Genomic DNA, 18,400 nt, shown 5'->3' on the forward strand with positions numbered 1-18,400 from the left:
ATGGCCGCCAAATGGATCGAAGCCCTCACCGGGTCGCTCGAGCAGAAGAAGCAGTACAAGCAGGACATGGCGCGCATCGAGGCGCTGCCCGCGTCGTACCGCACGGCGGCCAAGGCCGTGCACCGGTACCTCATGTACGCCGGCGGCGTCGTCGACGGCGACACCCTGACGACGATGTTCACGGACTTCGCCGACCTGTGGGAGCGCGCAGCGCTCGACGGGACCCCCGTCCGCGAGATCGTCGGCGACGACCCGGTCGCCTTCGCCGAGAACTTCGCGCAGGCGTACTCGGGCAAGCAGTGGATCGACAAGGAGCGCGCGCGCCTCAACAAGGCGATCGACGAGGCAGAGCAGGAGGAGCCGCGATGAGCGCGACCACCGCCGTCCGCGTGACGGGCGTCGAGAAGTCGTTCAAGGACGTGCAGGTGCTGCGCGGCGTCGACTTCGAGGTCGCCTCGGGAAGCATCTTCGCCCTGCTCGGCTCGAACGGCGCCGGCAAGACGACTCTCGTCCGCATCCTGTCGACGCTCCTCTCCGCCGACGCGGGTTCCGCCGCCGTCAACGGCTTCGACGTCACGACCCAGGCCGGCGACGTGCGGCAGTCGATCAGCCTCACGGGGCAGTTCGCCGCCGTCGACGAGGTGCTGAGCGGCCGGGAGAACCTCGTGCTCGTCGCGAAGCTGCGCCACCTCGCGAACCCCGGAAGGATCGCGGACGAGCTGCTGGCCCGCTTCGCGCTCACCGAGGCGGGCGGGCGCCGCGCGTCGACGTACTCGGGCGGCATGCGGCGCCGGCTCGACATCGCGATGAGCCTCATCGGCGACCCGCCGGTCGTCTTCCTCGACGAGCCGACGACGGGCCTCGATCCGCAGGCGCGGATCGAGGTGTGGGACACCGTTCGCGGGCTCGCGAAGAACGGCACCACGGTGCTGCTCACGACGCAGTACCTCGACGAGGCCGAGCAGCTCGCCGACCGCATCGCGATCCTGCACAAGGGCACGATCATCCAGAACGGCACGCTCGCCGAGCTCAAGCGGCTCCTGCCGCCGGCTCAGGTCGAGTACGTCGAGAAGCAGCCCTCGCTCGAGGACGTGTTCCTCGCGCTCGTGGGCGAGACGGTGGAGACGGATGCCGCTCCCGGCGCGGACGCCGGCGAGAACGTCCCCACAGGAAAGGAACTCCGATGACCACTCACGTGATCGGCGACACCGCCGTGCTCACGAGCCGGTCCCTCCGGCACATCCTGAGAAGCCCCGACACGATCATCACGACGGCGGTCACCCCGATCGCCCTGATGCTCCTCTTCGTGTACGTCTTCGGCGGGGCGATCGACACGGGATCGCAGGAGTCGTACATCGACTACATGCTGCCCGGCATCCTGCTCATCACGATCGCCTCGGGCATCGCCTACACGGCGTACCGGCTGTTCCTCGACATGCAGGGCGGCATCTTCGAGCGCTTCCAGTCGATGCCGATCGCCCGATCGAGCGTGCTGTGGGCGCATGTGTTCACGTCGCTCGTCGCGATCCTCGTGTCGATCGCGGTCGTGATCGGGGTCGCGCTCCTCATGGGCTTCCGCACGGGGGCGTCGGTGCTCGTGTGGCTCGCGGTGCTCGGCATCCTGACCCTGTTCACCCTCGCACTGACCTGGATCGCGGTCATCGCGGGCCTCTCGGCGAAGACGGTCGACGGGGCGAGCGCGTTCAGCTACCCGCTGATCTTCCTGCCGTTCATCAGCTCGGCGTTCGTCCCGACCGAGTCGATGCCCGCGCCGGTCGCGTGGTTCGCCGAGAACCAGCCCGTCACGGCGATCGTCGACACGCTGCGTGCTCTGTTCGCGGGCCAGCCGGTCGGCACCGACATCTGGGTCGCGCTCGCCTGGCTCGTCGGCATCCTGGTCGTCGCGTACGGCTTCGCGGTCGCGATCTACAAGCGCAAGTTCCGCTGACCCGCGCTCGAAGCGCCGCCTTCCCGATCGGAGGGCGGCGCTTCGCCGTTCACTGCAGCTGTGCGAACGCCTCGACGCGGTCGGTGGGTCCGACGATGAGGGCGAGATCCCCCTCGTTCAGGACCGTCTCGTTGTCGGCGTTGAGCCACTCGCCGTCGACCGGGCGATGCGCTGTCACCGTGATCCCGTGCTTCTGCCGGATCGTCGTCCTGCCGAGCGGGATGCCGCGGATCTCCGCGGGCGCGGCGATCTTGGCGATCGAGTAGCCCGGCTCGATCTCGAGGTAGTCGATCGCGGCGCCGCGCACGAGGTGCGCGACGCGGCGCCCCATGTCCTTCTCGGGGTACACGACATGGTGCACGCCGAGCTGCTCGAGGATGCGGCCGTGCTGCTCGGTCACGGCCTTGGCCCAGATGACGGGAATCTTCATCCCGAGCAGGATCGAGCACGTCAGGATCGAGGCCTGCACGTCGGCGCCGATCGCGACGACGACGCGGTCGAACTCTCCGATCGCGAGCTGGCGCAGCACCTCATCCTTCGTCGAGTCGGCACGGACGACCTGCGTGAGCTCGCCGTTGTGCGCCTGCACGAGTTCGTCATCGGTGTCGATGCCGAGCACTTCGGTGCCCGCCGCCATGAGCTCGAGGGCAAGGGCGCTGCCGAAGCGCCCGAGGCCGATCACGGCGACCGAGTCCGCCTCGGCGATGCGACGCGACGTGTCGCCGAACAGCGCGAATCTAGCCAATGGCGGGCCTTTCCGTGGGGAACTCGTACAGGGTACGGCGATCGCGCAGCGCGAAGGCCGACCCGATCGTCAGAGGGCCGAGACGGCCGATGAACATGAGCAGCACGAGGATCATCTCGGCCGCCGGCGGCAGGTCGTAGGTGATGCCCGTCGTAAGCCCCACCGTGCCGAACGCCGAGACCGCCTCGAAGAGCACCTTGCCGAGGCCTTGCCCCGTGATGAGCATGAGCGCGATCGTCGAGGCCATGATCCCCGCGATAGAGAGCAGGACGACCGAGATCGCCTGCCGGTGCACGGCGCGCGAGAGGCGCTTGCCGAAGATGTGGACGGATCCCTCGCCCCGCAGCTCCGTCAGGAGGATGAACCACAGCACCGCGAAGGTCGTGACCTTGATGCCGCCCGCCGTTCCCGCGGGGCCCGCGCCGATGTACATCAGGACGTCCATGCCGACCCACGTCTCGTCGTGCATGCGGCCGATGTCGACGGAGTTGAAGCCCGCCGTGCGCGTCTGGACGGAGTGGAAGAACGCGATCAGCACGCGCGCCCAAGGATCGTAGGCGCCGAGCGTGCGCGGATTGGTCCACTCCAGCGCGCCGATGTAGAGCGTCCCGATCGCGAGCAGGACGATCGTCGCCGACAGGACGATGCGCGTGTTCATCGTCCAGCGCAGCGGATGCGGGAACTCGCGCCGCAGCTGCATCAGGACGGGGAAGCCGAGACCGCCCAGGATGATGGCGGCGCAGAGCGGCAGGCAGATGAACGGGTCGGCGGCGAACCCGATGAGGTTGTCGCTGAACAGCGCGAACCCCGCGTTGTTGAACGCCGACACGGAGTGGAAGAGTCCGAGCCACGCGGCTTCGCCGAGGTCGTAGCCGTAGCCCCAGGCGAATCGCGGGGCGAGGAAGAGGAACGTCATGCCCTCGATCAGGAGCGAGATGAGCACGATGCGCCGCGCGAGCCCGCGCACGTCGTCGAAGCGGACGGTGCCTGCCTCCATCGCCGCCGTGAGCCGGCTAGCGACGCTCATCTTGCGGGCGAGGAACAGCCCGATCGTCGCCGCCGAGATCATGATGCCGAGGCCCCCGAGCTGGACGAGCAGCATGATGACGACCTGCCCGAACGGCGTCCAGTGCGTCGCGGTGTCCACGACCGTGAGCCCCGTCACGCAGACGGCGGATGTCGCGGTGAACAGCGCATGGAAGAACTCGGTGACCTCGCCGGAGCGCGCAGAGATCGGCAGCATGAGCAGGCCCGTGCCCACCGCGATGGCCATCGCGAAGGCTGCCACGATGCTGCGGGCGGGTCGGATGCGACGAGCGCGGCGGCGGGCCGGCGCCGTCTGCAGCATCCTCATGATCGCGACTCTATCCGCGGCGCGGGGCGACGTCCCTCAGCACTGCGCGATCGCCGCCCGTTTCGAGACCCGCTCGGCGGCTGCTCGACGACCGTCGCTTGCCGGGGTCGCCTACGCTCCCGCCGCCCGTTTCGAGACCCGCTCGGCGGCTGCTCGACGACCGTCGCTTGCCGGGGTCGCCTACGCTCCCGCCGCCCGTTTCGAGACCCGCTCGGCGGCTGCTCGACGACCGTCGCTTGCCGGGGTCGCCTACGCTCCCGCCGCCAGCTCCTTGGCACGGGCGAGCGCGGCATCGGTCGCCTCCGCGAACAGCCCCGCGAGGTGCGCGCCCTGCAGAACGGCGATCGCGCGCTCGGTCGTGCCCTTGGGGCTCGTCACGCGGCGACGCAGCTCGGCGGGGTCGTCTCCGGATGCCTCGAGCAGCGCCGTCGCGCCGATGAACGTCTGCTCGGCCATGAGCCGCGCCTGCTCTTCGCTGAAGCCCTTGCCGATCGCGGCCTCGGTGAGCTCCTCGATGAGGAGGTAGACGTAGGCGGGGCCGGATCCCGAGATCGTCGAGAGGGCGTCGATGCGGTCCTCCGACACCTCGACGACCGTGCCGACCGTCTCGAACAGCCGCCGCACGAGCGCGACGGCCTCGGGCGTCGCGGCGGATCCTGCGGCGAGTCCCGTGACGGCCTTGCCGACGAGCGCCGGCGTGTTGGGCATGGAGCGCAGCACGGGGATCTCCTCGCCGAGGATCCCCTCGAACGTGGCGATCGTGACACCCGCGGCGAGGCTCACGACGATCGTGCCGGGCCGCAGGTGCGGGGCGATCTCGCGCAGCAGATCGGGCACCATGGCGGGCTTCACGCCGACCAGGACGATGTCGGCGGATGCCGCGGCATCCGCATTGCCCGTCGGCTGCTGCTCGAGCGCGACCGACGTGACCCCCGCGAGTCCCTCGAGTTCGGCAGCTTTGGCGGCGCTGCGGTTGGTCGCCGCGATGCCGCCGCCGGCAAGACCGGAGCGGACGAGTCCGCGCAGGATCGCGCCTCCCATGGAGCCGGCACCGAGGAACGCGAGAGACGGAAGGGAATCAGGCATGGAGGTCATCCTACGAGGCGTGCGCGAATCGAAGGGAAACTCTTTGCGCCTTGACTTATATAAGTGGCGACGCAATGATGAGACCATGCACGCACTCGACATCCTCGGCGACCCGGTGCGGCGACGCATCGTCGAGCTGCTCGCGGACGGCGAACGCAGCGCCGGCGAGATCGGCGACGTGATCCAGCGTGAGTTCGCGATCTCGCAGCCTGCCGTCTCGCAGCATCTGCGGGTGCTGCGCGAGTCCGGCTTCGCCACGGTGCGCGCCGAGGGGACCCGACGCCTCTATATGGTCGACCCGGCTCCGCTCCAAGCCGCCGACGCCTGGTTCGACCCGTTCCGGCGTTCTGGCAGCCGCGCTTCGACGCGCTGGGCACAGAGCTCGCGCGCGGACGCCGCGCACGTCGCCTCGCCGACGAGGACGCGGACGAGCAGAAGACGGATGCCGCGGCATCCCGCGATCCCGAGGCCGACGCCCGCGCGGGCGAGGCCGCACACGCGGAACGGAAAGAAGAGGAGACCTGACATGGTCGATGTGAATGCACAGATCGACGCCGTCGAGCGCGGCGTCGAGACGACGGACCGCGACGGTGAGGCCGTCCGCGTGCAGCGGCTCGTTCAGGAGTACCGCGCGACGCTCGATGACGCGTGGGACGCCGTGACGTCGGCCGACCGCATCCCGCGGTGGTTCCTGCCCGTGAGCGGTGACCTGCGGGTGGGCGGGCGCTACCAGTTCGAGGGCAACGCGGGCGGCGAGATCCTGGAGTGCTCTCCCCCGGTCGACGGCGCGGCCGCCTATCGCGCGACGTGGGAGTTCGGCGGCGGCGTCACCTGGGTCACGGTGCGAGTGACCGAGACGGGCCCCGAGCGCACGCGGGTCGAGCTCGAGCATGTCGCGCGCGTCGCCGACGTCCCCGACGAGCTGTGGGCGCAGTTCGGTCCCGCGGGAACGGGCATCGGCTGGGACAGCGGATTCCTGGGCCTCGCCCTGTACCTCGGATCCGCCGTCGACGGGCCTACCCCCGAAGAGGGTCAGGCATGGATGCTGTCGGACGAGGGAAAGGCGTTCACGCGCCGCTCCTCCGAGGCCTGGGCCGCTGCTCACGCGGCCGACGGCGCCGATCCCGAAGTCGCGGCCCGCGCCGCGGCGGCGACCGCCGCGCTGTACATGGGCGTCGCGCCGCACGACATGGGCGAGGACGCGACGCCCACCCGCTGACGTCAGCCCCGGGCGGGTCGCGCGGCGGCGGGTCCTTGACGGGACGCCTTGGCGGCTGGTTCGATGACCCTGAACGGCGCGCGCTTCGGGGGAGGTCCGCGCCCATCCCTGGGGGGCAACCATGGGTCAGTCGACGTCGACGCGCGCGCACCGTTCGGCACGCGGCATCCGGACTCTCGTGACGGGAATCACGGTCGGGGCCCTCGCGGTCCTCGGCTGGGCGGTCCCCGCTCAGGCCGCCGTGAACCTCGTGGACGCCCCGACCCGGCTGTACATCTTGCCGAACGCGGACGGCCCCCTGCCCGCGGGCATCCCGTTCCCGCTCGTGCCGGACGGTGTGCTCGTCTTCGACGACTCGCAGGACCTCATCTCGCAGGATCTGCGCAAGATCGAGATCGTCTCGGAGGATCCGGACTGCGATTTCGGTCCGACCTTCGCGCTCACGGGCTGCACGGCGGTGCAGCTCGACGTCGGCAACGGGCTGCTCGACTTCACGACCGCGCCCACGCGGATCGAGTTCGACCCGAACCCCGACGACGGCGTCGACGAGACGGACGTCGTGTACCAGCTGCCCGGCGGGGCCCTCGTGCGCGACATGGACTCCGACGACGACCTTCCCGCATCCGCGACGGCCGTCATCGGCACGACGGCGCAGATCAACGACGGCCTGAACCTCCTGCGGTACACCCCGACCGAGGGCTACACGTATGAGGACGGGTCCGACCCCGAGGAGCTCAGCATCCTCGTCGCCCCGGGATCGGGAGCCGGCTCGGTGTCGCACGACGTGCAGATCCGCGTGCAGGATCTCAACGACTTCCCAGAGCTGACGGTGCCGCAGACCCTCTACACCGTGGACCCCGCGCAGGAGGTCGTGCTGGGACCCGACACGGCGTGGGAGGCGACCGACGAGGACAACGACGAGGTGATCGACGGCGAGGACCCGCCGGGCTCGGGCGACGATCCCATCGACGGGGCGGGGCGCGAGTTCATCCTCATCGCGTGGTCGTCGTGCGGCGTCTTCCACTTCCAGGGCGCGAGCGGCTTCGCATTGCGCGACGATCTGCAGGAGGTCCTCGACTACGCGCTGGATCTCGGCTCGATCGACCCCGCGTGGCGGACGACCATCTCGGACGCGTTCTTCGGCATCATCCCCGACGAGATCGAGGCGCTGCCCTTCGCGACGGGCAACCCGAACGACTACGCGAGCGCCTTCGCGGGCGTCGTCGACGACATCGACTGGCTGAACTACCACCTCGACGAGATCACCTTCAAGGCGGTCTCGGACCCGGTTCTCAACACGCCGCTCAGCGACTCGCTGTGCGACATCCGCTTCCTGCTCACCGACATCGGCAACAACGGCCTGCCGCTCCAGTACCTCGGCGACCCGCCCGAGGGTGTCGAGGTGCCGTTCTTCGGCTTCGACCTCGACACGAACGACGTCCCCGGCGTCGAGAAGGTGCAGGTGCAGGTCGGCGCGGGGCAGGAGATCGAGGTGTCGCTCGGCGACACGACGGTGCCCGAGGCCGACGCGTCGACGATCCCCGTCACGATCTCTCCGGCCGAGCACCCGGCGTTCGACCTCACGGTTTCGACCGCCGACGGCTCGGGCGCGGTCGGTGACGTCGACTACACCTCCAAGTCCGCCGTCACGGTGTCGATCCCGGCTGACGCCACGAGTGCCGCGATCCCGGTCGACGCGCTGCCCGACACCGAGTACGACCCGGACGAGACGTATCTCGTCACGGCGACGGGGCCCGCGACGCCTCCCCCGGGCTATTCCGTGACGTTGACGGATGCTTCGGGACTCGTGACGATCCAGGATGACGACCCCGAGCCCGACACGACGGAACCGACAGTCACGATCAACCAGGCTGTGGGGCAGTCCGACCCGACCTCCACCGAGCCGATCCTGTTCGACGTGATCTTCAGCGAAGACGTCACCGGGCTCACCAACACCGACGTCGTGCTCTCGGGGACGGCGCTGCCCACGACGGCTGCGATCACGCCGCTCACCGCATCGACGTACCGGGTCGCGGTCACCGGGATGAGCGTCGACGGCACCGTGACCGCACAGATCGCTCCGGGCGCCGCCGAAGACACCGCCGGCAACCTCAGCGAAGCATCCACCTCCACCGACAACACCGTCACGTTCGACTTCGACGAGGGCGACATCACCGGGCCGACCGTCACGATCAACCAGGCTGTGGGACAGTCCGACCCGACCTCGACCGAGCCGATCCTGTTCGACGTGATCTTCAGCGAAGACGTCACTGGGCTCACCAACACCGATGTCGTCCTGTCCGGGACGGCGCTGCCCACGACGGCTGCGATCACGCCGCTCACCGCATCGACATACCGGGTCGCGGTCACCGGAATGAGCGTCGACGGCACCGTCATCGCACAGATCGCCGCTTTCGCCGCGGAGGATGCGGCGGGCAACCTCAGCGACCCATCGAGCTCGACCGACAACACCGTCACCTACGACTTCGACGAGGGCGACATCACCGGGCCGACCGTCACGATCAACCAGGCTGTGGGACAGTCCGACCCGACCTCGACCGAGCCGATCCTGTTCGACGTGATCTTCAGCGAAGACGTCACTGGGCTCACCAACACCGACGTCGTGCTCTCGGGGACGGCGCTGCCCACCACCGCTGCGATCACGCCGCTCACCGCATCGACGTACCGGGTCGCGGTCACCGGGATGAGCGTCGACGGCACCGTGACCGCACAGATCGCTCCGGGCGCCGCCGAAGACACCGCCGGCAACCTCAGCGAAGCATCCACCTCCACCGACAACACCGTCACGTTCGACTTCGACGAGGGCGACATCACCGGGCCCACCGTCACGATCAACCAGGCTGTCGGACAGTCCGACCCCACCTCCACCGAGCCGATCCTGTTCACCGTCGTGTTCAGCGAAGACGTCACCGGACTCACCAACACCGACGTCGTCCTTTCCGGCACCGCGCTGCCCACCACCGCGCTCATCACACCCATCGACGCGAAGACCTACACCGTCGCGGTCACCGGGATGAGCGTCGACGGCACCGTGACCGCACAGATCGCTCCGGGCGCCGCCGAAGACACCGCCGGCAACCCCAGCGAAGCATCCACCTCCACCGACAACACCGTCACCTTCGACTTCGACGAAGGCGACCCCGAGCCCGATCCGCTCGCGATCCAGGTGCCCGCCGACATCGTCGTGACCGCGCCGCTCGGGCAGCCGGGGGTCGCGGTGACGTTCCCGGCGCCCACAACGACTGGAGGCGTCGAGCCCGTCGACGTCACGTGCGATCACACCTCGGGCGCCGTCTACCCGATCGGCGCGACGACAGTGGAGTGCACCGCCACCGACTCCGCGCCCATTCAGGTGTTCGCGCTCGTGAGTGACACCTTCACGATCACGGTGCTCGCGACTCCGGATCCGGGCGGCGACGATCCGGGCAACGGCGGATCGGGCGGCTCCGGCGGCAGCGGATCGGGTGGCTCAGGCGGCGCGGGAAGCCTGCCCGCGACGGGCGTCGACGCCGTTCCGTCGCTCGCGTTCGCGAGCGCGCTTCTGCTCGCAGGGGCGCTCGCGCTCTCGATCGCGCGACGGCGGCGCGGCATCCACTGACTGATCCTCATGCGCTCATGGGCGCCTCCGTCGATCTCTCGGACTCGAGGTCGGCGCACCGTCTCGCGCGCCCGGCGGGGGGTCCGAAGCGCGGACTATAGTCGAGGCACAGGGGGCGCTGGGGCCCCTTCGGCGACAGCGAAGGACTCGCAATGACCCTCTTCGACGGCATCACCGATCGCCTCATCGAGACGCCGCGACTGACCGTGAACGTCCTCGAGAGGGCAGGAGACGACCCCGCGACGCCCGAGGACCGCACGGTCGTCTTCGTCCACGGAAACGGTTCGTCGTCGCTGTTCTGGCAGGAGCTCATGCAGGATCTCCCCGGAGAGCTGCGTGTGATCGCGATCGACCTGCGCGGGTACGGCGGAACGGAGCACGCGCCGATCGATGCGACCCGGGGGGTCCGCGACTTCAGCGACGACGTCTTCGCGACGCTCGAACTGCTCGGCATCTCCTCGGCGCACCTGGTCGGCTGGTCCATGGGTGGCGCCGTCATCCTGCAGTACGCGCTCGACCACCCCGCGCGGAGCCTCACACTCGAATCCCCCGTCTCGCCTTTCGGATTCGGCGGAACCCGCCGCGACGGCAGTCGCCTCACAGAGGACGACGCCGGCGTCGGCGGCGGCGTCGCGAACCCCGACTACATCGAGCGAGTGATCGCCCACGACACCAGCGACGAGGCCCCGACCTCACCGCGCAGCGTCTTCCGCTCGGTCTACGTCGCGCCGGGCTACACGACCGAGCACGAGGACGTGTGGGTCGAGTCGATACTCTCGACCTCGACGGCGGCGGGGAACTACCCGGGCGATTCGGTCCCGAGCGAGAACTGGCCGGGATTCGCGGCGGGCACGATCGGCGTCCTCAACACGATGGCGCCGAAGTATTTCAACGTGTCGGGCATCGTCGACCTCGCCGCCAAGCCCCCGGTGCTGTGGGTCCACGGCTCGGTCGACGCGATCGTCTCGGACGCCTCCTTCTACGACTTCAACCACCTCGGTTCACTGGGCATCGTCCCGGGCTGGCCGGGGGCCGAGGTCGCGCCCGCACAGGAGATGGTGTCGCAGATGCGCGACGTGCTCGGCGAGTACTCCGCCCGCGGCGGCGAGGTCACTGAACTCGCACTCGAGGGGGTCGGCCACACGGCCCACCTCGAGCGGCCCGCAGAGTTCCGCCACGCGCTGCTCACCGTCATCGGCTACGTCGGACGGTCAGCCGACCCCGCTCCCCCGACCGAGACGATCATCCTCCGCTCGTCCGACTGATCCTCGCCGGATCGATCTCGCCGAATCGATCTCGTCGGGCCGATCTCGTCGAGCCGATCTCGTCGGACCGATCCGCTCCACGCTGATCCGCCGGGAGCCGCACGTCAACCGTCTGAGGGGCGCCCGCGGCATCCGTAGACTCTTGCGCATGAGTGCATCCGGCGGCAGCAGGGCGATCATCGCGGCCTTCCTCGCGAACATGGGCATCGCGGCCGCGAAGATCGTCGCGTGGCTCGTCTCGGGCTCGGCCTCGATGCTCGCCGAGGCGATCCACTCCCTCGCCGACTCCGGCAATCAGCTGCTCCTGCTGCTGGGCGGACGGATGTCGCGCCGCCGCGCCGACGCCGAGCACCCGTTCGGCTACGGCCGCGAGCGCTACGTGTACGCCTTCGTCGTCTCGATCATCCTGTTCTCGGTCGGCGGCCTCTTCTCGATCTACGAGGGTGTCGACAAGCTCACGCACCCGCACGAGCTCGAGAACTTCTGGGTGCCGCTCGTCGTGCTCGTCGTGGCGATCGTGCTCGAGTCGCTCTCGCTGCGTACGGCGGTCAAGGAGAGCAATCACGTGCGCGCGAAGGGCCAGTCCTGGGTCGGGTTCGTGCGGCACGCCAAGGCGCCGGAGCTCCCCGTCGTCCTGCTCGAAGACGTCGCAGCGCTCACGGGCCTCGTCTTCGCCCTCTTCGGCGTCGGCCTCACTGCCATCACAGGCAACAGCGTCTTCGACGCCATCGGCACGCTCATGATCGGCACGCTGCTGATCATCGTCGCGATCGTGCTCGGCATCGAGACCAAGAGCCTCCTCGTCGGCGAAGGCGCGACGATGAGCGATCACGACCGGATCGTCGCGGCGATCCAGGACGGCTCCGAGATCGAGAAGCTCATCCACATCAAGACCCTCTACCTCGGGCCCGACGAGCTCCTCGTCGCTGCGAAGCTGGGTTTCGAGTCGGACCGCTCGCTCGGCGAGGTCGCCGCCGACATCGACCGCATCGAGGAGCGCGTGCGCGCGGCGGTTCCGGCGGCACGGGTGATCTACCTGGAGCCCGACATCCTGCGCCATGACGGCCCCACGCCGCCCACCGAGGAGATCGTCCTGCGGTCAGCGGACTGACGCGGGCGTCAGACGGTACGACGGCAGCCCGCGCCGGCGGACGAGCCACTCCGCGACGACGAGGTTCGGCAGCCAGCACAGGAACGGCACTGCCGCGTAGGCATTCGCGAACGCCGCGTCGAACTCGAACGACCCGAACGGGATCTGCACGACCAGCAGCATCGGAAGCCACACGCGCAGCGTGACGGCGGCATACGTGAGGGCGTAGTTGCGGATCATCCACGCCTGGTGCGACGGGACATCACCGCGACGGATGCTGCGATACGCGCGCCACCCCGTGACGAGCCACAGCACTCCGAGTGCGCCGAAGCCGAAGAAGCCGACGAAGCCCGCGGAGCCGAACGGGGCTATGACGAGGCTCGCAGCACCGCCGATCGCAACGCCCGCGAGATACGTGCGACCCGTCCAGCGATGCACGCGCGGGGCGCGCTCGCGCAGCCCGCGCCAGAACTGCAGCGGGCCGAGCAGCAGCGCGATAGCCGCACCGGCGATGTGCGCGTAGAGCGCGACCTGGACGAACATCGGCTGGCCGGCGTAGTGACCGGCGAGCCCGCCCCCTTCTCCCGCGAGCTGCGGCAGGGATGCGAGGAAGTAGGGCACGGCGGCGTACGCGACGATCGCGAGCGCCGTGAGAGCCACGACGAGCCAGCCGATGCGGCCGGCGGCGCGCCGCGGCGCGAGGCGGGACGCCGCGGCGGGCGCGGGTGCGAGGAGTCGATCGGTCATGCCTCGACGCTAGGGACGGGGTGAGTGCCGGCGGCAGGGTGCTGTCCCCCCGACGCCCGTGGGGCGAGCCCCCGAGATCAGCGTCGCGCGTCGAAGAAGGCGCGCAGGAGAGTGGATGCCGCGTCCTCCGCGACGCCCCCGACGACCTCGGCACGGTAGGGCAGTCGCCGGTCGCGGACGACGTCGTAGACGGAGCCCGCGGCGCCGGCCTTGTCGTCCCACGCGCCGAACACGAGCCGCGAGATGCGCGACTGCAGGAGCGCCCCCGCGCACATGAGGCACGGCTCGAGCGTCACGACGAGCGTGCACCCTTCGAGGTTCCAATGGCCGGTCCGCTCCGCCGCCGCTCGGAGCGCGACGACCTCGGCGTGCGCCGTCGGGTCGCCCGTGACCTCGCGGAGATTGCGTCCTTCGCCGATGACCGTGCCCGCGGCATCCGTCACGACGGCCCCCACTGGAACGTCGCCCTCTTCACCGGCACGTGCGGCGAGCGCGAGCGCGCGGTCCATCGCGGCACGATCGGCGGGAGCGGCGAGCATGCCTGAAGACTACGCGGACGGGGACGACCCGCCCTGTGACACTCGGCGTCCGATACCCCTGCAGGCGGACGGGCACCGCGTGGCCGCCTATGGGGAACTCGCTCCCAGTCGCGCCGATCAGACGCACTAACCTGAGCGTATGCGCCTGCACGTCGCCGACCACCCGCTCATCACCCACAAGCTCACGGTCCTCCGCGATCAGGGAACGCCGTCGCCGATCTTCCGGCAGCTGACCGAAGAGCTCGTCACGCTGCTCGCCTACGAGGCGACGCGCAACGTGCGGGTCGCCCCGATCGAGATCCAGACGCCGGTCACCCGGACGACGGGCGTCAAGATCGACGAGCCGCGACCGCTCGTCGTGCCGATCCTGCGCGCGGGTCTCGGCATGCTCGAGGGCATGGTCAAGCTCATCCCGACCGCCGAGGTCGGCTTCCTCGGGATGGTCCGCAACGAAGAGACGCTCGAGCCCTCGACATACGCCGAGCGCCTCCCCGACGATCTCAGCGACCGCCAGTGCTTCGTGCTCGACCCCATGCTCGCGACGGGCGGGTCGCTCGGCGCCGCGATCGAATTCCTGTTCGCGCGCGGCGCGCAGGATGTCACGGCCATCTGCCTGCTCGGCGCGCCCGAGGGCGTCGCCGCCATCGAGAAGCAGGTCGCCGGACGCGACGTCACGCTCGTCCTCGGAGCCCTCGACGAGCGCCTCAACGAGAAGGGCTACATCGTGCCCGGACTCGGCGATGCGGGCGACCGCCTCTACGGCACGGTCTGACGCGGGACCCGATCGCCCGGATCTGCGCTGACCGCCCCGCCCGGCGGGAGTGGATCGCGCATCCTCGCGACGACCCGAGAGCGGATGCGCGGCCCCCCGGCACGCGCATCCTGTAAAGCCTGGTGGTGCGGCACCCGCCCCTCGCCGAACGAGTACCGCACCTGCGCCGTGAAGCGCTCAGCAAGGTTAACCGCCGCCGCTGATGTGTCCTCAGGGGGTTGACATCCGCGACATCGATCACCTAGGGAAAGTGACCCCGCCGCCCCCGGCGACGCGAGTGACGAGCCGCGCGAAGCCGCTCAGCCGGGCGACGCCTTCGGGCGTGTACGGCAGGTCATCCAGGAGTCCCGGCGCGTAGACGACGTAGGCCGTGTGCTTGGCCCGAGAGATCGCGACGTTGATCCGATTGCGCAGCAGGAGGAACTCGAGTCCCCGAGGCGCATCCCGGCCTGAGGACGCCGCGAGCGAGACGATCGCGACCACAGCCTCCTGGCCCTGGAAGCGATCGACCGTGCCGACGCGAACGTCGCCCAGGCCCGCCTCGGCGAGCACCTGTTCGACCTCGACCTGCTGCGCGTTGTACGGGGTCACGACGATGATGTCCGACTGCGCGAGCGGGCGCGCCGGCAGGACCGTCGCGGCCCCGGTGTCGTCGGTCGAGGTGTCGGTCCACGGTCGACCGAGCAGGTCTCGGACGAGCTCGAGGACCACCGCGGCCTCTTCGGGCGACTGGGTCGCGTTCCCGTGGTGCACGACCGGCACGGGGTGGACGCCGGGGGCGATCCCCTGGACGCTGCGCAGCGCTGCCGACGGATGCGACATGAGCTCGCCGCGATACGACAGCTGCGAGACGGTGGCCGCGACGGCGGGGTGCATGCGCCACGTGCGCCCCAGGAAGTAGCCGTACTCGGGTGGCACGACGTCGGCGCCGTCCATGACCCATCCGAGCGCCGAGGTGTCGACGGGTTCGGGATGCGTGCCCTGGCTGACCTGCGGGAGCTGCTGCGGGTCACCCAGCAGCAGCAGTCGCGGCGCCGCGAGCGAGACCGCGATGGTCGATGCGAGCGAGAACTGCCCGGCTTCGTCGATCACGAGCAGGTCGAGGCTCGAGCGCGGCACACGGCCCGCGTGGCTGAAGTCCCATGCGGTGCCGCCGAAAACGAAGCCGCCGGTCTGCTCGGACACGAACGATGCCACGCCGTTCTTGGGGATGACGGTGAACGTCGTGTCGCCCGTCGCGCCGCTCTTCGGCGCCTTCGCCACCTGCTGGGCGGGCACTCCTGCCGCCACGATGCGGTCGAGCATGTTCTCGACGACGGCGTGCGACTGCGCCACGACTCCGACACGGAAGCCGTGCTCGCGCACGAGACGCGCGACGACGTGCGAGCCGACGTAGGTCTTGCCCGTCCCCGGGGGTCCCTGGACGGCGAGGTAGCTGCGGTCGAGCCGGAGCACGCTGCGCACGATCGCGTCGACGTCGTCGCCGGTCGATGGGACGAGCGCACCCTCCCCCGACTCGGGAGCATGCCCGAGCATGCGCGGCGGACGACGGCGCAGGATGTCGGTAGCCGGGTCCTCGGGAAGTGCGGGCGCCGCCGCGATGACGGCGTCGGCCCATGCGTCGATCGCCGCCTGCTGGTTTCCTGCGCGGGGCGGAGCCTCGGGCGTCAGCGCGACGGGGAGGCCCGTCCACGTGACGCCGTCGACGGACGTCTCCTCGACGAGCACGCCGTCGTCGAGGACCTCGACGACCTTGATCGACCGCGCCGCGTGGATGAGGCGGGGCGTCGCGTCGTACGGGAACGGCGCAGGCAGTTCGTACAGGGCATACGGGCTCGAGCCCCCGCTCAGGCGCGTCCCCGGCGCCACTTCTCCGCGCAGCTCGACGAGCCGCCGCTCACCGCCGCGGCCGCTCTCGGCGAAGTGCCAGTCCTCGACCACTCGGCAGCGCGCGGCATCGATGACGACGACGTCTCTCACCTCGTCCCACACCGAGATGGGCTCGCGCAGGCGGAGGAAATGCCCCGCCCAGAAGGTCTTCGCTTCGCGCGGGTAGTAGTCGATCGCGGCCGCGCCGAGCCGCAGGGATCGGGCGTCGGGAGAGTCTTCAGGGTGGCCCTCGGCGAGGCGCGCGAGCGAGAGCGCGCGGGGCGACGGCTCGTACGCCTTCTCGTCGGGCTCGCGATCCGTCGCGGGCCGGAGCCCTGCCTCGCGGGCCCGGTCGACGAGCCAGTCGCGCAGGCGCCTCGTGGAGACGCAGTCGTAGCGGTTGTAGTCGGCCAGGTCGTCGAGGATCTCGCCCGCCGCGACCTCCGCTCCGTCGTCATGCAGCGCGCGTGCCTGCACGTAGCGGACGATCGAGTCGTCGCCCTTCTGGACGTCGCTCGTGCGGACGTCGGCGCCCATGTAGAGCGGCTCGAGCTTCTTGATCGAGTACGAGCGCGAGCCGACCCGCAGCGCGCGGCGCACGATCGGATACAGGTCGACGAAGACGCCGTCACGCAGGAGCCGATCGACCTCGGCTTCGCGCGTGCCGTAGCGAGCCGCCATCGACAGGAGGTGCGTCGGCTCGTACGGCGCGTAGTGGTAGATGTGCATCGCCGGATGCTGCGCGCGCCGCAGGTTCACGAGGTCGATGAACCGTTCGAGCGCCGCCCGCTCCTCGGCGAACGAGTGCGCCCACAGAGCCGAGTACTGCTCGCCGAGGTCGACGAAGCCGAACAGGTAGTCGATCCCCCATTGCACGGGCGCACCGGCCGCGGGCGTCTCGGTGTAGAGCGGATCGCCCTCGAAGTCGAAGAAGAGGTCGCCGAGGTCGGGCCGCGGGAGCGCGCCGAGCGCCTTGGGGTGGACCACCTCGAAGGTGGGGACGGGAACCGCCGCCGGCGCGACGAGGGTCGCCGTCGCACTCCCTCCGGAGACGGACGGCATCGCGAGGACGGCAGGACCGGCGGTGCCCGCGGCGGCAGGAGCGGGGACCCCCAGCCCGGCAGGGCTCGCGAGCTGCAGCCGGGCCTGCGTGCGCAGCGACGCGAACGTCTCGGGATTCATGCGAGGAGGAGGAGTGGATGCCGCGGCGAGCCCGTCGATCGTCTCGACGCCCGCGGAGCGCAGGCGGTCGCGCTGCACGGGTCGCATGCCCGCGACGAGCAGCAGATCCCGCTGCGCGACGACCTCGACCTCGCACGTCGCACAGCGTCCGCATGCGATGACGCCGAGCTCGCCCCGCGCGTCGCCCCACGCGATCGCAGGCGCGGACGCTCCGAGGTCGAGCCGGCGATCGTCGACGAGCGCCCGCAGGCGGTCACGGCGCAGCGCGAACACGGGAAGGAGGTCGTCGACGTCGTGCGTGCTCACCGATCCGTCGCCGAGCAGCAGCTCGACGCGATCCGAGCGTGGCACGCCCAGCCGATCGAGCTGCACGACGTACGCGGCCAGCTGCATGAGCGCCGTGACGCGCGCGCGGCGCGCGAGCTTCGTATCCTGCACGATCCACGCGCCCGGCCCGTCGGCGCCCGCTGAGCGGTCGCGCACGAGGAAGTCCGCGAATCCGACGAAGTCGTCGGTTGCGAACGTGGCCTGGTAGATCACCTCGACGTCGTCCGACAGAAGGGCGTCGTTCGTCAGGGCGACCGCGATCGCGAGGGCAGCGGCATCCGATGATCTCGTCTCGGGGATCTCGACCACCCGCTCGCCGTACGCGGCGCGATACCCCGCGAGCACGCGGCGCTCGTGCTCGCCGCCGAGCCTGCCCGCTCGTTCGAGCGTCGCGTCTTCGGGCTCTTCGACCGCCTCGACGCGGCCGAGGCGCGCATCGATGCCGCGCAGCCAGGCGAACTCGCACTCGGCGGCGGCTTTCAGGTCGCTCGCGCTCCAGACGATCCGGCCTTCGCCCTCGATGTAACGCATGTTCCCCTTCGTGTCGTCTCGACCCTAGCCGCGGCTCCCGACACCGCCGCCCCGCCCGTCGCGAGACTTCGCCTCCGGAGCGTCAAACGCGTCGCCCGACGGGACGC

At 70.2% G+C, this 18,400-nt stretch carries 14 protein-coding genes; 8 read left to right on the top strand and 6 right to left on the bottom strand.

All coding sequences use genetic code 11. From position 1 onward, the window contains the following. Genes MJ607_RS03970 through MJ607_RS03980 form a run of 3 tightly spaced genes read left to right on the top strand, consistent with a single transcriptional unit; the run spans position 1 to position 1,948 of the window. A complete protein-coding gene (locus MJ607_RS03970; protein WP_243074224.1) occupies positions 1 to 369 on the top strand; it encodes a DUF1048 domain-containing protein in 369 nt (122 codons plus the stop codon). After that, positions 366 to 1,187, top strand: a complete 822-nt coding sequence (locus tag MJ607_RS03975; protein ID WP_243074225.1) for an ABC transporter ATP-binding protein — start codon at positions 366 to 368, stop codon at positions 1,185 to 1,187. Before MJ607_RS03970 ends, MJ607_RS03975 begins: the two co-directional genes overlap by 4 nt. Beyond that, positions 1,184 to 1,948, top strand: coding sequence for an ABC transporter permease (locus MJ607_RS03980; protein WP_243074226.1), 765 nt, complete (start codon positions 1,184 to 1,186; stop codon positions 1,946 to 1,948). Before MJ607_RS03975 ends, MJ607_RS03980 begins: the two co-directional genes overlap by 4 nt. Positions 1,949 to 1,997: 49 nt before the next feature. Here MJ607_RS03980 and MJ607_RS03985 read toward each other — a convergent pair whose 3' ends face one another. From MJ607_RS03985 to proC, 3 genes are all read right to left on the bottom strand, one after another. Continuing rightward, complete coding sequence (locus tag MJ607_RS03985; RefSeq protein WP_243074227.1) at positions 1,998 to 2,693, bottom strand: TrkA family potassium uptake protein; 696 nt, start codon at positions 2,691 to 2,693, stop codon at positions 1,998 to 2,000. Then, positions 2,686 to 4,041 (bottom strand): TrkH family potassium uptake protein, encoded by a 1,356-nt coding sequence (locus MJ607_RS03990; protein WP_374238032.1) that lies wholly within the window; start codon positions 4,039 to 4,041, stop codon positions 2,686 to 2,688. Before MJ607_RS03990 ends, MJ607_RS03985 begins: the two co-directional genes overlap by 8 nt. A 255-nt stretch (positions 4,042 to 4,296) precedes the next feature. After that, positions 4,297 to 5,133, bottom strand: a complete 837-nt coding sequence (gene proC / locus MJ607_RS03995; RefSeq protein WP_243074229.1) for a pyrroline-5-carboxylate reductase — start codon at positions 5,131 to 5,133, stop codon at positions 4,297 to 4,299. A gap of 85 nt (positions 5,134 to 5,218) precedes the next feature. On the opposite strand from proC, the gene MJ607_RS20160 reads away from it, so the two are divergent. The 4 genes from MJ607_RS20160 (at position 5,219) to MJ607_RS04020 (ending at position 12,347) form a co-directional block, all read left to right on the top strand. Further along, on the top strand, positions 5,219 to 6,352 hold the full coding sequence (locus MJ607_RS20160) for a metalloregulator ArsR/SmtB family transcription factor (protein WP_308193794.1): 1,134 nt from the start codon (positions 5,219 to 5,221) through the stop codon (positions 6,350 to 6,352). Between the two features lie 121 nt (positions 6,353 to 6,473). Next, on the top strand, positions 6,474 to 9,971 hold the full coding sequence (locus MJ607_RS04010; protein ID WP_243074231.1) for an LPXTG cell wall anchor domain-containing protein: 3,498 nt from the start codon (positions 6,474 to 6,476) through the stop codon (positions 9,969 to 9,971). Positions 9,972 to 10,123: 152 nt separating this feature from the next. Then, complete coding sequence (locus MJ607_RS04015; RefSeq protein ID WP_243074232.1) at positions 10,124 to 11,236, top strand: alpha/beta fold hydrolase; 1,113 nt, start codon at positions 10,124 to 10,126, stop codon at positions 11,234 to 11,236. Between the two features lie 148 nt (positions 11,237 to 11,384). Then, positions 11,385 to 12,347: a cation diffusion facilitator family transporter gene (locus MJ607_RS04020; RefSeq protein ID WP_243074233.1), complete on the top strand. Its 963-nt coding sequence runs from the start codon at positions 11,385 to 11,387 to the stop codon at positions 12,345 to 12,347. Here the strand turns inward: MJ607_RS04020 and MJ607_RS04025 are convergent. After that, the gene (locus MJ607_RS04025; RefSeq protein ID WP_243074234.1) at positions 12,336 to 13,073 is read right to left on the bottom strand and encodes a DUF2306 domain-containing protein; all 738 of its coding nucleotides are present in this window, start codon (positions 13,071 to 13,073) and stop codon (positions 12,336 to 12,338) included. The two genes, MJ607_RS04020 and MJ607_RS04025, sit on opposite strands and share 12 nt — an antisense overlap. A 77-nt stretch (positions 13,074 to 13,150) precedes the next feature. Continuing rightward, the gene (tadA, locus tag MJ607_RS04030; RefSeq protein WP_243074235.1) at positions 13,151 to 13,612 is read right to left on the bottom strand and encodes a tRNA adenosine(34) deaminase TadA; all 462 of its coding nucleotides are present in this window, start codon (positions 13,610 to 13,612) and stop codon (positions 13,151 to 13,153) included. Between the two features lie 139 nt (positions 13,613 to 13,751). Here tadA and upp point away from each other — a divergent pair, with 139 nt between their 5' ends. Further along, positions 13,752 to 14,384: a uracil phosphoribosyltransferase gene (upp, locus tag MJ607_RS04035; protein WP_243074236.1), complete on the top strand. Its 633-nt coding sequence runs from the start codon at positions 13,752 to 13,754 to the stop codon at positions 14,382 to 14,384. A gap of 237 nt (positions 14,385 to 14,621) precedes the next feature. Here upp and MJ607_RS04040 read toward each other — a convergent pair whose 3' ends face one another. Then, on the bottom strand, positions 14,622 to 18,293 hold the full coding sequence (locus MJ607_RS04040) for a bifunctional RecB family nuclease/DEAD/DEAH box helicase (RefSeq protein WP_243074237.1): 3,672 nt from the start codon (positions 18,291 to 18,293) through the stop codon (positions 14,622 to 14,624). Positions 18,294 to 18,400 lie beyond the last annotated feature (107 nt).

This window comes from Microbacterium sp. SS28, from assembly GCF_022761035.1.
Taxonomy (GTDB): Bacteria; Actinomycetota; Actinomycetes; order Actinomycetales; family Microbacteriaceae; genus Microbacterium.

Coding starts and splice junctions, on each gene's coding strand:
- proC (WP_243074229.1), bottom strand. CDS start 5,133: ATGCCTGATTCCCTTCCGTCTCTCGCGTTCCTCGGTGCCGGCTCCATG.
- tadA (WP_243074235.1), bottom strand. CDS start 13,612: ATGCTCGCCGCTCCCGCCGATCGTGCCGCGATGGACCGCGCGCTCGCG.
- MJ607_RS03990 (WP_374238032.1), bottom strand. CDS start 4,041: ATGCTGCAGACGGCGCCGGCCCGCCGCCGCGCTCGTCGCATCCGACCC.
- MJ607_RS03980 (WP_243074226.1), top strand. CDS start 1,184: ATGACCACTCACGTGATCGGCGACACCGCCGTGCTCACGAGCCGGTCC.
- MJ607_RS03975 (WP_243074225.1), top strand. CDS start 366: ATGAGCGCGACCACCGCCGTCCGCGTGACGGGCGTCGAGAAGTCGTTC.
- upp (WP_243074236.1), top strand. CDS start 13,752: ATGCGCCTGCACGTCGCCGACCACCCGCTCATCACCCACAAGCTCACG.
- MJ607_RS04020 (WP_243074233.1), top strand. CDS start 11,385: ATGAGTGCATCCGGCGGCAGCAGGGCGATCATCGCGGCCTTCCTCGCG.
- MJ607_RS03970 (WP_243074224.1), top strand. CDS start 1: ATGGCCGCCAAATGGATCGAAGCCCTCACCGGGTCGCTCGAGCAGAAG.
- MJ607_RS20160 (WP_308193794.1), top strand. CDS start 5,219: ATGCACGCACTCGACATCCTCGGCGACCCGGTGCGGCGACGCATCGTC.
- MJ607_RS04010 (WP_243074231.1), top strand. CDS start 6,474: ATGGGTCAGTCGACGTCGACGCGCGCGCACCGTTCGGCACGCGGCATC.
- MJ607_RS04040 (WP_243074237.1), bottom strand. CDS start 18,293: ATGCGTTACATCGAGGGCGAAGGCCGGATCGTCTGGAGCGCGAGCGAC.
- MJ607_RS04025 (WP_243074234.1), bottom strand. CDS start 13,073: ATGACCGATCGACTCCTCGCACCCGCGCCCGCCGCGGCGTCCCGCCTC.
- MJ607_RS04015 (WP_243074232.1), top strand. CDS start 10,124: ATGACCCTCTTCGACGGCATCACCGATCGCCTCATCGAGACGCCGCGA.